We start from the raw sequence: 15,877 nt of genomic DNA on the forward strand, positions 1-15,877 counted from the left end.
ATCTGCTTATGTATAGAATTTTGCATAGTATTCACTCCTTTTTTAGGTAGTATGTCCAAAAGAAAGGAGTGTATGAAAAATGTTAGGGGGAGAATGATGAACAAAAGAAAATGGTTATATAGAATAGGGATATTTTTATTTTCAATCGGTCTCATTTTAGCAAATTTTTATTCAGATATACCATCACCATTTCCTAATTTGCATAAAGGAATTGGTATAAGTGTTGTCATAGTTGGTCTTCTTTGTCTTATCGCATCAAACTTCTACAGAAAGTCTGAATGAATATTAAAAAGGACAGTTACTCTTTTTCAGAAGTACTGTCCTTTTTAAATAATGTATTCCACAGTTTGGCGATACTCCATATAATGACGATTGTAATGGAGGCAATAACTGACCAAACAATAGATGCAATTTCAAGTGCCATGTTAGGAAGAAATGTAAGAATGGATACGACTCTATGAAACAACCATTCTATTATATGAAAGCTGATTTGTAGTAGAATGACGATCCCGAGTGTAATCCATGCTAGCATTTGTTTTCCTTTTTCTTTCCACATGACATTCACCTCACGTTAGCTTAATAGTTTTAAGCCAACAGCGCCGCATAGAATGCAGCTTAAGAAGGCAAGACGACGCCAATCCGCTGATTCACGGAAAATGAGAATACCTAGAAGTGCACTTCCGGCAGTTCCGATTCCAGTCCAAATCGCGTAAGCAGTTCCCATCGGTAATGTATCCATCGCAAGAGATAAGAAGAAGAAGCTTACGCCGAAGTTAGCGATTAAAATAACTTTTGGTGCCCAGCCTTTCTTTTCAGTGGCTACTTTCATAAAGAGTACACCAATAATTTCACAAATACCAGCTAGAATTAAAAATAACCAAGCCATTTTATGCGGCCTCCTTCGCTTCTTTTTCTTCTGTTACTCGTTTTAAACCAATTACACCGAAGAAGATTAAGCCGATTAATAAAACCTTTACAATAGAGAAAGGTTCTCCGAAGATGAAAATCTCTGTCAGAACAATCCCACCAGCTCCGATTCCTGTAAAGACGGCGTATACAGTGCCGACAGGTAAATCTTTATAAGCTCTAAATAATAAAACGAAACTAATTGTAATTAATAACGCAACACCAGCCCATTCAAGTGGTGCCTCCGCTTTTTTAAGTCCAATGACCCAAAAGATTTCAATAATACCAGCTATGATTACATAAATCCATGCCATATGTCATTTCTCCTTCCTACCAGTCGTTAGGTAAAGGGCTTAAAAACGACGCATTGCAAAGGAGCAATCCGTCAGTTTGAAAGGCCTCGCCAAAATACTTGCCAAGAGGCGTTTAAACGAGTCTCAAAGCGATTTAAACCCGCAAATAGTAGCTCAACCATAAGTCCGTCTAGTAAGCATAGAAAAGCTTCTAGAGCGTCTTCTACTTCAATGTTATGCAGTTCACTTTGCTCGTTTGCCCGTTTAAATATAGGGAATAAAAGTTTTCCGACGTTCTCAATGTGTGTATTCGCTTTTTCGATAATCTGTTCGCGAAATGCATCGGGCGGAAAATAAGAAGTTCGTAACCAAAACATTGATTCTTCGCTTTCACCAAATCGTTTTGCGTAGCCCTTTAGTAACTGTAAGAGCGATTCTTCAGTAGACGAATTTGAAAAATTTTCGATATCGTCTGTGAAGCTCTGTAAATCTTTTTGAAGAGCGGATTCTAAGCATATAAAATATAGCTCTTCTTTTCCTTTAAAGTGTGCGTAAATCGATGGTTTTTTAATCCCAACTTCTTGAGCAATATTTGCTAATGAAGTTCCTTCGTAGCCGTAGCGTGCGAAATGAGAAAGTGCTACAGCTTTAATGCGGTTTGCTGTCATTTTCATCCCCTACCTACCGTTCGTTAGGTTCATTATATGAGATGGAAAATATAAAGTCAATAGGGGAAGAGCTGAAAAAAGAGCGCGATAGGTAACGCTCTTTTTAGACAGTCTCTCGCTCAATTAAATGGAATGAAAGCTCTTTTGCGCTCCCGACAATTTGCTCGCTCTGGATTTGTTTATGGAATAAAGAAAAAGCATGTGAGCCCATTGCGAGACCAGGATGCTCAATAGTTGAAATTTCTAACGCCTTTGAAATTTCATGATTATCAAATCCAAGGATTGCAAGGTCTTTAGGGACTCGAATGTCATGTTTTCGCGCCTCTGTTAATAAACCAGCTGCAACTTGATCGTTCGCTGTAAAAATAGCGGATGGACGATTTTTCATGTTTAAAATACGATGGAGTATTTGTGCACCGTCTTGCATGGTATAGCATTGATGAAAAATCCAATCAGGATGTGCCGTTTTACCTGCGTTACGAAGTGTATCTGCGAATGCTTTTTCACGCTCTATAGAATTTGCACTCGTTTTTCTTGCTAAACAGATTCCGATTTTCTCATGGCCTTTACTAAGTAAATAGGCAGTACCGAGACGGAAGCCTTCGTAATGATCTACATAGATAGATGAAATGAGGGAGTGGTTCATTTTTTCGCATGAAATAATAGGTGCAAATTTGGCGAAAGGTTCAATTTGTTCCCAAGAACTCGTTCGAGAGCAAATAATTATTCCATCGAATTGTTTCATTTTCATCATTTCAAGAACACGAATCTCTTCGAGGCTATCGTAATTCGTTTGACATAAATTAATATGATATCCAGCTGCTAACGCTTCGTTTCCAATTCCTTCAATAATGGTACTGAAGTATGGAAGGTTAATGAAAGGGAGCATTACACCGATCGTATATGTTTTTCCCTTTATTAAATGAATAGCATTTATATTTTTGGCATAGTTCAATTCTTCAACAGCATCTAGAACCCGCTTACGTTTTTCTTCTTTTACGTAAGGATGATTATTAAGGACGCGGGAAACAGTTGATATGGATACACCAGCGGTTTTTGCAATTTGTTTTATATTGGCCATATGTATCACCTCTTCCCCTTATTATAAAGGGAAAATAATAAGAATGAAAAAATCTTGACCTGAAAAGCTTTTCACAAACTATGTTATAAACATGACTTCTGTTATGCGCGTAACCTTTTTATTTGGGCGTGAGAATGATGGGGGTCTTTTTTTGCGTCTATAAAAGAGTTTTTGTCAAAATGTGTGAGAATAACGTGGAAAGTTTTCAAAGGGGAGTTTGTTAATGAAGCGAATATGAATAGCATACAAAGTGAAACTGTAATCAGTCGGGCATCTCCCGTGGATTATTAGTCCCACCAATCGGGCATTAACGCTTTATCCATAAAGAGAGCGGTATGAAGAAAGGGCGGAAACAAATTGAAAAAAAGAATCATTTGTTTCGTGTTTTCTAGTCTAGTGCTAAGTTCATGTTCGTTTCAGCAAACGATGCAAGAAGAAAAAAACTTTGTGGGAACAACAGGAGGAACTATGGATCGTGTTACGGATCCAATTCCGCTGAAGGAGCTTCCAAAATATTTTCCAGTGAAATTTAAAGTTCCGTCGTTTTTACCGTATGACATTACGAGTGATGTGAAGGGGGAAGTCAGAACGATTGGAAAGAAGAAGGCTGTTGTCATGATTAAATATAAACAGCGGGAGCCGGGGAGAAATGAGTATATTGAGTTAAATGTTGCAAACTTTCCTTATAGTTTTCCAGATGTCGTGGAAGAGAAGCGATTTCAAGAACAAATGAAATTGAATAATGGGGCACTCGCTTATTTTAAAAATAAGGATGATTCCGAGCGAGGGGATGAATTTGCTACGCTTATCTGGAAAGAGAAAGGACTTGAATATCAGCTGCTGTACCGGAATGCACAAGAGAATGACAAAGATGTGATTAAACAAAATTTATTATACATTGCGAATAATATGGAATGAAAAAACTAGCTGAATCATTCAGCTAGTTTTTGTATGTTATTATTTCTTTTTAATTTTTCCAGTCCACGTTTTGAATCCACCTTGTAATTGGTAGAAATCTTTGTAGCCTTGTTTCTTTAAGTATTGAGCCGCACGACCAGTACGGAATCCGCTTTGGCAGTATAAGTAAACTGGTTGATCTTTACGAAGTTCTTTATGACGAAGGCGAATTTGTGATAACGGAATGTTACGTGCGCCTAAAATATGCCCTGCAGTATATTCGTCTGCTTCGCGAATATCGATAAGCTGTGCTTTACGGTAGCCAGCGCGAAACTCTTCTTCTGAAAGTGTTTTAATTAATTTTCTCTGATAGAAATACATCCATACAGTGTAGCCGATGAACGCTACGATTACGGCTAATAAAATAATCCAAGTTGTTGACACGGTTCTATCGCTCCCTTTTTTCTTATCCTACTTTCAATATTATAATGCCCGTATGTATTTATGCAACAGATTCATTTGCATATAAGAAGAAATTTCGTATTCTTTCACAAATTTTGTCGAATTTGGTAGACTAGAGAATGTGAAAAATAATTGGTTATATGAGGTGCAGGATGGGAAAAGAAAAATGGTGTTATATTAACTCTGGTCAATGTTCACCGGCATTTAATATGGCGTTAGATGAATGTTTATTAAATTGGCAAAGTGAAAAGAAAATGCCACCAACCATTCGTTTTTATGAATGGGAAGTACCAACATTAACAGTTGGGTATTTCCAGCGTGTTGAAAAAGATATTAATATGGATGTAGTTAACGAAAAGAAATACGGATTCGTTCGTCGTCAAACAGGCGGCAGGGGTGTGCTACATGATAAAGAATTAACGTACAGTGTTATTGTGTCTGAAGATCATCCAAATATGCCAAAAACAGTTACAGAAGCGTATCGTATTATTTCGCAAGGTTTACTAGACGGTTTTAAAGCATTAGGATTAGAAGCTTATTATGCAGTTCCAAAAACAGAAGCAGACCGTGAAAATTTAAAAAATCCACGTTCAGGCGTATGTTTTGATGCGCCATCTTGGTATGAAATTGTAGTAGAAGGAAGAAAAATCGCAGGTAGTGCTCAAACACGTCAAAAAGGTGTAATTTTACAGCACGGATCGATTCCGTTAGAAATAGATTTAGATGAGTTATATGATCTGTTTTTATTCCCGAATGAACGTGTAAAAGAGCGTATGAAGAGTATGTTCTCTTCTAAAGCAGTAGCAATTAATGAATTAACAGACCGTACGTTTACAATCGATCAGTTAATTAAAGCGTTTGAGGTTGGGTTTGAAAAAGGATTAGATGTAGAACTTGTTCCATATGAATTAACAGAAGAACAATTACATGAAGTGCAAACATTAGCAAAAGAGAAGTATGAAAGTAAGGAATGGAACTATAAAAAATAAGAGGCGGCAATTGCCACCTCTTATTTTTTTATAGTAAATTAAGTACTTTTTCTACTTTGATTCCTTTATCTTGTAAAGAACGAAGGCGATTTACAACGTCCATAATTTCTTTGTCAAATGTAACGCTAATACCTTGGCTTTGTAGTTCTTTTTTTAATCCTTCAATAGAATCATCTATGTCGATGCCAAGCTCGTAATCTTGACAAACTTCAATTGTCTTTTTCACGAGTTTCACATAATTTTCTTGTAGTTTTGTATTTGTTTCAGTCAAAGCAGGTTGCTTCGGTTTTGCAGGCGCGACCGGTGCTGTCTCTTGCTTTGTAACTGGAGTAGGTACTGCTTTTTTCACAGGTGCTGGAGTAGATAATTCCACAGCAGCTTCTACACTTACTGGCTTCGGCGTTGGTACCGGAGTAGGTTTAGGTGCTGCAGGTGTTTCTACTCGCGTAACAGGTTTTGGAGCCGGTGTAACTGCTTTTGGAGCTTCTACAACTACTTCTTTTTTCGGAGTAGCTTCTACAACAGTTTCTTCTTGCTCAGCAGCTTCTTTATTCTCTTTGCTCCACATAACGCGTTCAACTTCTAGAGAAACATTGTTTTTGTTCATCGCTGTTAATGTAACTTTACCAACTTCAGCGTTCCCAGTGAAATCAACAATTTTATAAATAACACTCTTGTTCCAATCCACGTTTCCGCTCAAAAATAATTCTTCGTTACATTTCGGCGTTAAGCCCTCGATTTTAATTTCTGCGTTTACACCGTTTTCACTATATACCATAATTAGCGAAGCATTTACATCTTCGTCTGCTAACATTAGTTCACGTACCATTTTGCCGGTGCGTACTTGCGTTTTCTTCTTAACTGACATCTAATTTCTCCTCTCAAAAATTCAGTAATAATAAAAAAATCGTATAACGAAAAATAATTGCTCACGAAGATTTATGATACCGATAATAAAAGCATCACGTCAACAATTAACTTTAATTATTTTGCATTTTTCTTATTTTCTTTATGAAATTTTTCAATTTGTAAAATTAGACAGAAGAAAAACAGCCTTTTGAAGGACCGTTAAAAATTTGATTTTTTGTATAGTAATTTATATAAAACAAAAAATAAGATAGCGATTAAGGCGTTTTGCCAAAATGTTAAATGATAAATGAGATAAGGTTGCTTTTTAAAATAAACATGTAAAAATACAGATGCGCAAAATGGAGTAGCGAACGTAAATCCAAATAGAATTCTTCTTTTCCAAGTCGTTTTTTGATCAAAAGAGTAACGCTTTAAAAAATACAAAATAAGCAGTATTCCTAGAATAATGAGTGAAACAGACAAAATAGTTCCAGGGACACTAAAAGCTGGAGTGAAGTGTTCCGTATTCTTTCCAAAAGTTAAAATGAAAAATGAAACAATTGCATCGATTCCAAACTGTATAGCAAGAAGTAAACTGATAACAAAACCAATTAAAGAAGTTTTTTCTAATTTTGTTTGGGCGGGTAAAGCTGATATAAGTTCATCGCAATAAGATTGTAAATCATCTCCAAAGATGTCATAAGCATTTTTATTTTCGGCTTGTGCTTCGATGAGATGATCTAATATTTCTAGTAACAGTTCCTCCATTTGTTGCTCGGGTACGTTTGATATTCGAAGATATACTAACATATCACCATAAGCAGCTTCATTTTCAGGTGTTAATAACTTTCTTTTTTCATTGTTCAACTTAACCATTTCTTTTTCAGTCATCATATCGTCACTCCTTTTGAAAGGCTAAATATTCTTTTTTGAAGAAGATTTTGTATAGTGTATAGCAAGAGATAGCTAGTAAAGCGCCGATCCAAGGTGAGATTTGTAATGTAGTATAGGGCTGTTTAATAAATAAAAAGGAAATGCCAATTAATAGTATCCATAGGCTATGGCGTATTAAGAACCATCCAATATGCCTCCAAATAGTTGTTTTATTTTTAAATAAATCAGTGTTTATAAAATCGAAAACAAAACGTATCATAAGATGTACGGACAAGATAAATGCAAGCAGATAAATGAAATCAATGTGTACAAATTTAAAACGTGCTTCATTTGAAAACAAGGGAAATACCAATGCAATTACGGAAGAAACAGCAAAATATATTGCTAACAGATAACTAGTTATAAATAAAGGAATCGATAATTGTTCCCATAAACTTTGTTTCGGTAGGGCAGCAATTAGTTCGTCACAGTATGCCTGTAAGTCGTCGCCAAAAATATCATAAGCACTTTTTTCTTCTTGTTGTGCTTCAATAAGGTGATCGAGAATTTCGATTAGCAGTTCTTCCGCGTGGTATTCTGGTACTTTAGCTAAGCGAATGTATATTAACATGTCACTATAGGCGGTTTCATTCTCTGTAGTTAATAATTTACGCTTTTCGTTATTTAGTTCGATTAAATCTTTCGCCTGCATCCCTATCACTCCCCTTGTAATAAATTGTTCACCGTAGTTGAAACCATTCCCCAGCTTTGTTTAAATTCCTCAAGCTGTTCTAATCCTTTATCGGTTACGTGATAATATTTACGTTTTGGGCCGAGTGAGGATGCTTTTAATGTTCCTTCAATCAATTTTTCTTTTTGCATGCGTAACAATAACGGATAGATGCTTCCTTCGCTTACGAATGTAAATCCGTGTTTATTTAATTTTGTACTCAGTTCATATCCGTACACTTCTTCTTGTGAAATGATGTATAGGATGCATCCTTCGAGTACACCTTTTAACATTTGGCTGTGCATGATTTCACCACCTTTTACTCAGGTAACTTGCTGTGCAAGGTAGCTGTTATCCAAATTATAACATTCAGTAACTTGCGTTGCAAGTTACTGAAGTGGAAAACTTTAATGTGTGTTTATTTTTCGATGCGTCCCATACTAACGAGAGGAGGGAAGCGTATGAAACCATTTATGCCAAAAATTGTTTACTTTGAACCGAAGGCACTTGAATATCCACTTGGAAAAGAGTTGTATGAGAAATTTACGAAGATGGGATTAGAAATTCGTGAAACGACATCCCATAATCAAATTAGAAATTTACCAGGTGAAAATGATTTGCAAAAGTACCGTAATGCAAAGGCAACGCTTGTTGTTGGGGTAAGGAAGACATTAAAGTTTGATACGTCAAAACCGTCAGCTGAATATGCAATCCCGCTCGCAACAGGGTGTATGGGGCATTGTCATTATTGTTATTTGCAAACGACACTTGGGAGTAAGCCTTACGTTCGCGTGTACGTTAATCTGGATGAAATATTTGAGAAGGCACAGCAATATATGGATGAAAGAGCTCCTGAAATAACAAGATTTGAAGCGGCTTGTACATCAGATATCGTTGGAATTGATCATTTAACACATGCATTAAAGCGAGCAATTGAATTCATTGGAGAAAGTGATTATGGGCGTTTACGATTCGTTACGAAATATTCGCACGTTGATCATTTGTTAGATGCGAAACACAACGGGAAAACTCGTTTCCGGTTTAGTATTAATTCACGATATGTGATTAAAAATTTTGAGCCAGGGACATCACCGTTTGAAGAACGAATTGAAGCAGCTCGTAAAGTAGCGGGCGCGGGTTATCCACTTGGGTTTATTGTTGCGCCACTTTATATGCATGAAGGATGGGAAGAAGGATACCGTGAATTATTTGAGCGACTGTACAATGCGCTAAAAGATTTGTCGATACCGAATTTAACGTTTGAATTAATTCAACATCGCTTTACAAAACCGGCAAAAAAGGTCATTCAAGAGCGTTATCCGAATACGAAACTTGAAATGGATGAAGAGAAGCGTAAATATAAATGGGGACGATACGGAATCGGGAAATACGTATATAAAAAAGATGATGCGGAAGTATTAGAAGAAACAATAAGAGGTTATATACATGAGTTTTTTCCTGATGCAGAAATACAATACTTTACTTAAGAAGAGTCTGTATACAAATACAGATTCTTTTTTGTTTTATATATTTAGGCTTGTTTTCAACTTGTCACGTTATTCTTTCTGGTGTATCATTTTATTGATTGCTTCGTACGGAATGAGCAAAATGAAATTGGATGGAGGAAACCGATGCCTACCCCTAGTATGGAAGATTATATTGAACAAATTTATTTGTTGATTGATGAAAAGGGTTATGCCCGCGTATCTGATATTGCTGAAGCGCTGAGTGTACATCCATCCTCTGTAACAAAAATGGTGCAAAAATTAGACAAAGATGAATATCTAATTTATGAAAAATATAGAGGGCTTGTATTAACATCAAAAGGTAAAAAAATCGGTGAACGTCTCGTATACCGTCATGACTTGCTAGAGCAATTTATGCGTATTATCGGTTTGGATGAAAGTAAAATTTACAATGATGTAGAAGGAATTGAACATCATTTAAGCTGGGAAGCAATTGACCGCATTGGTGATTTAGTGCAATACTTTGAACAAGATGAGGTTCGAGTGGAAACACTTCGTGGCGTTCAAAAAGCAAATGAAGAGAAAAGTAATTAAGGGGAACGTATGTCGTTTCCTTTTTTATTTCAATCGAAAAGGATGGGAGAATTATGAAAGCAATTATTTTTGATTTTGATGGATTAATTGTAGACACCGAAACAATATGGTTTCACTCTTTCAGAGAAGCCGTTCGTGAGTATGGCGGGGAGTTACCTTTAGAGGAATTTGCAAAATGTATTGGAACGACAGATGATGTACTATATGCATATTTAAATGAGCAACTAAAAGAGAAGTTTAACAAGCATGTATTAAAAGAAAAAGTGAAAACTTTACATAAAGAGAAAATGAAAATAACAGAAGCTCGTGACGGTGTAAAAGAATATTTAGAGGAAGCGAAAGAAATGGGATTGAAAATCGCATTAGCCTCTAGTTCATCTAGAGAATGGATTATTCCTTTTTTGGAAGAGCTACAAATTCGAGATTATTTTGAAGTCATTAAAACGAGAGAAGATGTTGAAAAGGTAAAACCAGATCCAGCACTTTATCGAATTGCGATAGAAGATTTAGGGGTTGATCCGTCTGAAGCTGTTGTCTTTGAAGACTCGTTAAATGGATTGAAAGCAGCGATTGCAGCAGGATTAAAGTGTGTCGTTGTGCCTAATGATGTGACACGGAACTTACCCTTTGAAAATCATCACCTTCGAATTGAAAGTATGAAAGATAAAAGTTTGAAAGAAGTGCTTCAAAGTATAAAAAAAGACCGTATTTCCTAAAAGGAAGCACGGTCTTTCTTTTTTGTTTTTTTACCTTCAATGACAGTTAAATGAGATTGTTTTCTTTTACGCTTCAAAGTGGAAGGAGTGCCTTTTTTCCCTTTGTCATTAGAAGCGTTTGATTTAAAGAAAGAATTGCTTAGGGGTGCTACATTTTGTTTCCCATGTTTGCGGTTCGATTGTTTTGCAGCACGCTTATAAGAGCTTTGCGAATTTGCGGAACCACTAGAGTTTGTAAACATTTTGTAGAGTAAATAAAAGATACCAACGACAGCCAACATGATACCAATATTTCTTAACACTCCCATTGGGTCTGTAATGACAGATGAAACAAGGCCGAATATTGCTAATCCGATAATAAGCACAAATATAGCGAAAGTAAACGAACGACCGTTCATAAGGAACACCTCCTAAAAACATATATTAAAAATAGTATATTAACGATGAGGAAAGGAGTTGAACACCATTTTTAAATAATTATTGTTTGTTTTCTAAACGTAATAATTCTTCAAACGATGCAATGGCTACTTCGACTTGATCATCTGTTGGTTCTTTCGTTGTTAACAGTTGCAGCCATAATCCGGGATATCCAAGTATACGTAATACTGGAATATCGCGTAATCGATTTGTAAACTGTAACACTTCGAAAGAAATACCGAGAACGACTGGAATTAATAAAATTCGGTTTACGACCCTGGCCCAAAGTGGATCTGTAGGGACAAGGAAATAAACAAACATTCCAATAATGACTGTAAATATAATAAAGCTACTGCCACAGCGATAATGAAGACGAGTTTGTTTTTGTACATTTTCTACAGTCATTGGAAGGTTATTCTCATAGGCATTAATTACTTTATGCTCCGCACCATGGTACTGAAATACCCGCTTAATAAGTGGGGTTAAAGAAATAAAGTATATATAGCTCAATAATAACATGAGCTTAATGACACTTTCGACAATGATTTGCCCTGTATGAGAGGGGAAAATCGGTCTCGTTAATTCAGCTAGTAGTGCAGGAACTGCTGTGAAAATGACTTTACCAAATATGAAAGATAAAACACCAACTGCTGCAACTCCTAATACCATCGTTAATTTCGATTGTTCTTCTTTGTTATTTGCGATTTGTTCGTCTTCTTCTGGGTGGACATCAAATCGTTCTGAAGCAAAGTTTAAATGTTTTGCTCCGTTCGCACTTGCATCCACAATAGCGGCAATACCTCGTAAAAATGGGATTTTTTTCAGGATAGATAATGCTTTATTACGAACGCGTGGTAATCGATAAAATTCAATCGATTTATCTTTACGACGAACCGCTGTAACAGTATATTCTCTACCGCCAAACATAACTCCTTCTATGACTGCTTGCCCGCCATATATTTGTTTTGACTCTTCTGCCATGTTAACACCAACCTGTATTTGTTTCTCTCTTATGTAGAAAAAGAGGCAATTGTCATACTGGGTTCTGTCATTTTGAAATAAGACAATCACCGAGTTTCCTTTATTTTATCGACAAATACAAGTATATGACAAGGAAAAATGTTATGAGAGTCGGACATTTCTTATTCTTTTTATAGACAAATTTCGCAGTATTTAAACATGGTTCAAAATAGTTTCGGGCATACTATTGAGCGGAGGTGTCGATGTGAGTCAAGAACAATTAGGAACAAGGAATTTTGTACAAATTGGTTTATTTGGTGGAGTCTTTTGGGGAGGGATATGGTATTTCCTTCATATATTTTCATTTACGGAAGCGGGACCGAACTATTTACTTTTACCATTTGCCTTTGGAAGCTGGAAAGAAGGGGTATGGGGCAATGTGTCAGGAATTGTTTGTATGGGACTACTTTCGATTGTAATTGCCTTTTTGTATAAAGCGTTTTTAGCAAAGTTTGAAGGAATTCTTCCAGGGATGATTTATGGTCTATTTTGGTGGGCGTTACTATTTTTTGGAATGGGGTTAATAGCGCCTGCTATTAAAAGCGCACTTCATTTACCGAAAGAAACAATTGTGACGACGATATGCATTTTTATATTGTATGGTGTGTTTATAGCATATTCTGTTTCCTACGCAGTAAATACCAATAAAGCTGAGCGAGAAGGGGAAGAGAAGACGAACTATTCAAATAAGTAACTCCTATGTTAAAATGTTGTATAGATATTTAATATTAAGGAGTTTTAAGCATATGAAAAAGGTACTCCTCGTAAACGGTCCTAACCTAAATCGCCTCGGTGTCAGGGAGGTAAATGTATATGGAAAGGGCACGCTAGCGACACTTGAAGCAGATATGAAGCAAGAAGCAGAAACAATGGGAGTGGAGTTAGAATGTTTCCAATCGAATCATGAAGGTGCGATTATTGATCGTATTCATGAGGCGGAAGATATATATGAAGGGATCATTTTAAATCCTGGAGCATTTACGCATTATAGCTATGCGATTCGAGATGCGATTGCGAGCATTTCGATTCCTGTTATTGAAGTACATATTTCTAACATTCACCAGCGTGAGTCGTTCCGTCATGAATCTGTGACGGCAGCTGTTTGTGCAGGACAAATTGTTGGATTTGGTTTTTATGGCTATAAGTTAGCGTTATTTGCATTAATGGAGAAATTGAGGGAGGCATAAAGTAATGGAGAAAATCGAAAGGTTAAGAAGTGCATTTGATGAGGCTGGTATTGACGGTATTTTGTTAACAAATGAACATAGTCGTAGATATATGGCTAACTTCACAGGAACAGCCGGTGTTGTACTGATTTCGAAAAATCGTGCTCAATTTATTACAGATTTCCGTTATGTAGAGCAGGCTAGTAAACAAGCAGTTGGATACGAGATTGTACAGCATGCAGGATTAATTATTGATGAAGTTGCAAAGCAAGTGAAGGAACTTGGAATTCAAAAGCTTGGCTTTGAGCAAGATACTCTTACATATAGTTCTTATTCAGCGCATAAAGAAGCGATCGATGCTGAATTTATCCCAACTTCTGGGCTTGTAGAAAAGTTACGCTTGATAAAGACTGATTCAGAGATTAAGATATTAAAGGAAGCTGCACAGATTGCAGATGCTGCCTTTGAACATATTCTATCATTCATTCGTCCGGGAGTATCTGAAATTGAAGTGTCAAATGAACTTGAATTTTTCATGAGAAAACAAGGAGCAACATCTTCTTCGTTTGATATTATCGTTGCTTCAGGTCTTCGTTCGGCATTACCGCACGGCGTGGCATCTGAAAAAGTGATAGAAACAGGAGATTTCGTTACATTAGACTTCGGCGCTTATTACAAAGGATATTGCTCTGATATTACTCGTACAATTGCAGTTGGTGAACCATCTGATAAATTGAAAGAAATTTATAATATCGTTTTAGAAGCACAACTACGTGGTGTGAACGGTATTAAAGCTGGTTTAACAGGCCGTGAAGCGGATGCGTTAACGCGCGATTACATAACGGAAAAAGGATACGGTGAATACTTCGGACACTCTACTGGTCATGGAATTGGTCTTGAAATCCATGAAGCACCAGGTTTAGCGTTCCGTTCTGATACAGTACTTGAACCAGGAATGGCTGTAACAGTAGAACCAGGTATTTATATTCCAGGTATTGGCGGCGTACGTATTGAAGATGATATCATTGTAACAAGTGAAGGTAATGAAGTAATTACGAAATCACCAAAAGAACTTATTATTTTGTAATATACAGGAGGATTTTTTTACATGATTTCAGTAAACGATTTTCGTACAGGTTTAACAATTTCAGTGGACAATGCCCTTTGGCAAGTAATGGATTTCCAACACGTAAAGCCAGGTAAAGGTGCTGCATTCGTTCGTTCTAAACTACGTAACCTTCGCACAGGATCTGTTCAAGAGAAAACATTTCGTGCAGGTGAAAAAGTAGAAAAAGCACACATCGAAAACCGTCGTATGCAATACTTATACGCGAGCGGTGAGTCTCACGTATTTATGGATAACGGAACTTATGAGCAAATCGAACTTGGTGAAAAACAAATCGAGCGCGAACTTAAATTCCTAAAAGAAAACATGGAAGTATCTATTATGACATACCAAGATGAAGTACTTGGTGTTGAACTTCCAAACACAGTTGAATTACAAGTTACAGAAACAGAGCCAGGTATTAAAGGAGATACAGCTTCTAACGTAACAAAACCAGCTACATTAGAAACTGGTCTTGTTGTACAAGTACCAATCTTCATTAACGAAGGCGAAATGCTTATCATCAACACTGGTGAAGGTAAATACGTTTCTCGTGCATAGTAGAAAAGCACTCGTGATTATCACGAGTGCTTTTTTTATAGGAAATAGGGCAGATAATAAATCGCCGTTATAACAAAACTAACTAAGACAAGTGAAAGAGTACCCATAATGTAGGGGGGGCAAAACAATTTGAAATGGTCTTATCTCGCCAGTCTCAACGCCAGTCAGTGTTTTACTGATTGCATGATCTGTAATGTTGTTTCTATGATTACTCATAATAATTAGCCAAGTAATTGCAAATATCGCTAAACTACCAAGGAAAAAGGTCTCCATAAATGACCAACTGACCAATAATGAAAAAAGATAAATAAGAGCTAATTCTACTACGACTGTTAAACTAATTTTTACTACCTTCATATTTTTCCTTCTCCTTTTGTAGGTCTAGCCAATTTAGAAATTTTTCACGTGGCACGACATGTAGTACACAAGAAGATTGTACTTCATTCTCTAAGGTAGAATGTTCACCGGGGAATCTATCTTCCACATGCAATGAAATATAAGGCAGTTTTTCTTGTGCTTTTAACGAGCGGACATTATTCGTTTTAGCGCCAGCAAATACGTAGGAAAGTTGTAAGTTCAAAAAAGCAATTTTAAAGATTTCTTTTTTAGCAGCCTCATTATATCCTTTTCCCCAGTATGGATAGCCGAGCCAACTACCAATGTGAGATTGTTTCTTCTCATAATTAATATGTTTAAGTGTGGTGAGACCAATTATTTCGTTTTCTTCATTTACAATCATTCTCGATAAAGATCTCTTTTTGCGCTCTTCTTCTATTGCGAAAAGAAGAAATGCTTTCGTGTCTTCGATCTTTTCTACTTTTATTCCTAATGCATTTTTTACGTGTGGATCACTTGATAGCTAAAAAATCACATTTGCATAGCGTAAATTGAGTGGTACTAAAGTAACGTGTTGCATCGTCTATACCCCTTTTTAATTAAATGTACCATAATATACCGTTAAATAATAAGAATGTTCAGATTGTATAAAAGCGTTAGATAAAAATTATGTTTTTACTTCTGAAATAGACAACCTCTGCATATGGTTGTACAAATATATTCTTTTTTAGCATACGCACTAGTAACC

22 protein-coding genes and 2 pseudogenes are annotated in these 15,877 nt (G+C 36.3%); 10 read left to right on the top strand and 14 right to left on the bottom strand.

The genetic code is table 11. The features are described 5' to 3' along the window. Positions 1 to 96 precede the first annotated feature (96 nt). Entirely contained in the window at positions 97 to 282 is a 186-nt protein-coding gene (locus AABL52_RS06355; protein WP_001042427.1) for a hypothetical protein, read from the top strand. A 16-nt stretch (positions 283 to 298) separates the two neighbouring features. Here AABL52_RS06355 and AABL52_RS06360 read toward each other — a convergent pair whose 3' ends face one another. The 5 genes from AABL52_RS06360 to AABL52_RS06380 all read right to left on the bottom strand — a co-directional run bounded on the left by AABL52_RS06360 (position 299) and on the right by AABL52_RS06380 (position 2,948). Continuing rightward, positions 299 to 556, bottom strand: coding sequence for a DUF3975 family protein (locus AABL52_RS06360; protein WP_000265394.1), 258 nt, complete (start codon positions 554 to 556; stop codon positions 299 to 301). Between the two features lie 15 nt (positions 557 to 571). Beyond that, complete coding sequence (locus AABL52_RS06365) at positions 572 to 886, bottom strand: DMT family transporter (protein ID WP_000312377.1); 315 nt, start codon at positions 884 to 886, stop codon at positions 572 to 574. 1 nt (position 887) lies between these two features. After that, complete coding sequence (locus tag AABL52_RS06370) at positions 888 to 1,220, bottom strand: DMT family transporter (RefSeq protein WP_000312339.1); 333 nt, start codon at positions 1,218 to 1,220, stop codon at positions 888 to 890. Positions 1,221 to 1,291: 71 nt separating this feature from the next. Then, a complete protein-coding gene (locus AABL52_RS06375) occupies positions 1,292 to 1,873 on the bottom strand; it encodes a TetR/AcrR family transcriptional regulator (protein ID WP_002073006.1) in 582 nt (193 codons plus the stop codon). Positions 1,874 to 1,970: 97 nt separating this feature from the next. Continuing rightward, positions 1,971 to 2,948: a LacI family DNA-binding transcriptional regulator gene (locus AABL52_RS06380; RefSeq protein WP_341519070.1), complete on the bottom strand. Its 978-nt coding sequence runs from the start codon at positions 2,946 to 2,948 to the stop codon at positions 1,971 to 1,973. A gap of 381 nt (positions 2,949 to 3,329) precedes the next feature. Here AABL52_RS06380 and AABL52_RS06385 point away from each other — a divergent pair, with 381 nt between their 5' ends. After that, positions 3,330 to 3,866, top strand: a complete 537-nt coding sequence (locus AABL52_RS06385) for a DNA polymerase III subunit delta (RefSeq protein WP_341519698.1) — start codon at positions 3,330 to 3,332, stop codon at positions 3,864 to 3,866. 39 nt (positions 3,867 to 3,905) lie between these two features. On the opposite strand, the gene AABL52_RS06390 is transcribed toward AABL52_RS06385, so the two are convergent. After that, on the bottom strand, positions 3,906 to 4,289 hold the full coding sequence (locus AABL52_RS06390; RefSeq protein WP_000108656.1) for a rhodanese-like domain-containing protein: 384 nt from the start codon (positions 4,287 to 4,289) through the stop codon (positions 3,906 to 3,908). 170 nt (positions 4,290 to 4,459) lie between these two features. Here AABL52_RS06390 and AABL52_RS06395 point away from each other — a divergent pair, with 170 nt between their 5' ends. Next, positions 4,460 to 5,296 (top strand): lipoate--protein ligase family protein, encoded by an 837-nt coding sequence (locus AABL52_RS06395; RefSeq protein WP_000514070.1) that lies wholly within the window; start codon positions 4,460 to 4,462, stop codon positions 5,294 to 5,296. A 28-nt stretch (positions 5,297 to 5,324) separates the two neighbouring features. Here the strand turns inward: AABL52_RS06395 and AABL52_RS06400 are convergent, their stop codons facing one another. The 4 genes from AABL52_RS06400 to AABL52_RS06415 all read right to left on the bottom strand — a co-directional run bounded on the left by AABL52_RS06400 (position 5,325) and on the right by AABL52_RS06415 (position 8,053). Next, positions 5,325 to 6,164 carry a hypothetical protein gene (locus tag AABL52_RS06400; protein WP_000111930.1) on the bottom strand — a complete coding sequence of 280 codons (840 nt, stop codon included), beginning with the start codon at positions 6,162 to 6,164 and terminating at the stop codon, positions 5,325 to 5,327. A gap of 200 nt (positions 6,165 to 6,364) precedes the next feature. After that, a complete protein-coding gene (locus AABL52_RS06405; protein ID WP_341519699.1) occupies positions 6,365 to 7,036 on the bottom strand; it encodes a DUF1048 domain-containing protein in 672 nt (223 codons plus the stop codon). Positions 7,037 to 7,043: 7 nt separating this feature from the next. Beyond that, positions 7,044 to 7,730, bottom strand: coding sequence for a DUF1129 family protein (locus AABL52_RS06410; protein WP_001148040.1), 687 nt, complete (start codon positions 7,728 to 7,730; stop codon positions 7,044 to 7,046). 5 nt (positions 7,731 to 7,735) lie between these two features. After that, a complete protein-coding gene (locus AABL52_RS06415; RefSeq protein ID WP_000556083.1) occupies positions 7,736 to 8,053 on the bottom strand; it encodes a PadR family transcriptional regulator in 318 nt (105 codons plus the stop codon). Positions 8,054 to 8,209: 156 nt separating this feature from the next. Here AABL52_RS06415 and splB point away from each other — a divergent pair, with 156 nt between their 5' ends. From splB to AABL52_RS06430, 3 genes are all read left to right on the top strand, one after another. Next, entirely contained in the window at positions 8,210 to 9,235 is a 1,026-nt protein-coding gene (gene splB / locus AABL52_RS06420; RefSeq protein WP_000802093.1) for a spore photoproduct lyase, read from the top strand. Between the two features lie 144 nt (positions 9,236 to 9,379). Beyond that, a complete protein-coding gene (gene mntR, locus AABL52_RS06425) occupies positions 9,380 to 9,808 on the top strand; it encodes a transcriptional regulator MntR (protein WP_001143071.1) in 429 nt (142 codons plus the stop codon). 53 nt (positions 9,809 to 9,861) lie between these two features. Then, positions 9,862 to 10,524, top strand: a complete 663-nt coding sequence (locus AABL52_RS06430; RefSeq protein ID WP_120450863.1) for an HAD family hydrolase — start codon at positions 9,862 to 9,864, stop codon at positions 10,522 to 10,524. On the opposite strand, the gene AABL52_RS06435 is transcribed toward AABL52_RS06430, so the two are convergent. Then, positions 10,521 to 10,922, bottom strand: a complete 402-nt coding sequence (locus tag AABL52_RS06435; protein ID WP_001014445.1) for an SA1362 family protein — start codon at positions 10,920 to 10,922, stop codon at positions 10,521 to 10,523. The two genes, AABL52_RS06430 and AABL52_RS06435, sit on opposite strands and share 4 nt — an antisense overlap. A gap of 79 nt (positions 10,923 to 11,001) precedes the next feature. Beyond that, complete coding sequence (locus AABL52_RS06440) at positions 11,002 to 11,922, bottom strand: DUF1385 domain-containing protein (RefSeq protein ID WP_000807116.1); 921 nt, start codon at positions 11,920 to 11,922, stop codon at positions 11,002 to 11,004. A 244-nt stretch (positions 11,923 to 12,166) separates the two neighbouring features. Between AABL52_RS06440 and AABL52_RS06445 the strand changes: the two genes are divergently transcribed. From AABL52_RS06445 to efp, 4 genes are read left to right on the top strand one after another with little or no spacing between them, the layout of a single operon-like run. Then, a complete protein-coding gene (locus tag AABL52_RS06445) occupies positions 12,167 to 12,655 on the top strand; it encodes a YqhR family membrane protein (protein WP_000076901.1) in 489 nt (162 codons plus the stop codon). A gap of 52 nt (positions 12,656 to 12,707) precedes the next feature. Further along, positions 12,708 to 13,148 carry a type II 3-dehydroquinate dehydratase gene (aroQ, locus tag AABL52_RS06450; protein ID WP_000757087.1) on the top strand — a complete coding sequence of 147 codons (441 nt, stop codon included), beginning with the start codon at positions 12,708 to 12,710 and terminating at the stop codon, positions 13,146 to 13,148. A 4-nt stretch (positions 13,149 to 13,152) separates the two neighbouring features. Further along, entirely contained in the window at positions 13,153 to 14,214 is a 1,062-nt protein-coding gene (pepQ, locus tag AABL52_RS06455; protein WP_000411049.1) for a Xaa-Pro dipeptidase, read from the top strand. Positions 14,215 to 14,235: 21 nt separating this feature from the next. Next, a complete protein-coding gene (efp, locus tag AABL52_RS06460) occupies positions 14,236 to 14,793 on the top strand; it encodes an elongation factor P (protein WP_000626520.1) in 558 nt (185 codons plus the stop codon). A gap of 35 nt (positions 14,794 to 14,828) precedes the next feature. On the opposite strand, the pseudogene AABL52_RS06465 reads toward efp, so the two are convergent. Together AABL52_RS06465 and AABL52_RS06470 are read right to left on the bottom strand one after the other, a co-directional pair. Beyond that, positions 14,829 to 15,150 (bottom strand): annotated as a pseudogene (locus AABL52_RS06465) (hypothetical protein). After that, positions 15,131 to 15,709, bottom strand: a pseudogene (locus AABL52_RS06470) (GNAT family N-acetyltransferase). The pseudogenes AABL52_RS06465 and AABL52_RS06470 overlap by 20 nt, the downstream one beginning before the upstream one ends. Between the last annotated feature and the right edge of the window lie 168 nt (positions 15,710 to 15,877).

The organism is Bacillus paramobilis (assembly GCF_038096195.1).
GTDB lineage: Bacteria > Bacillota > Bacilli > Bacillales > Bacillaceae_G > Bacillus_A > Bacillus_A mobilis.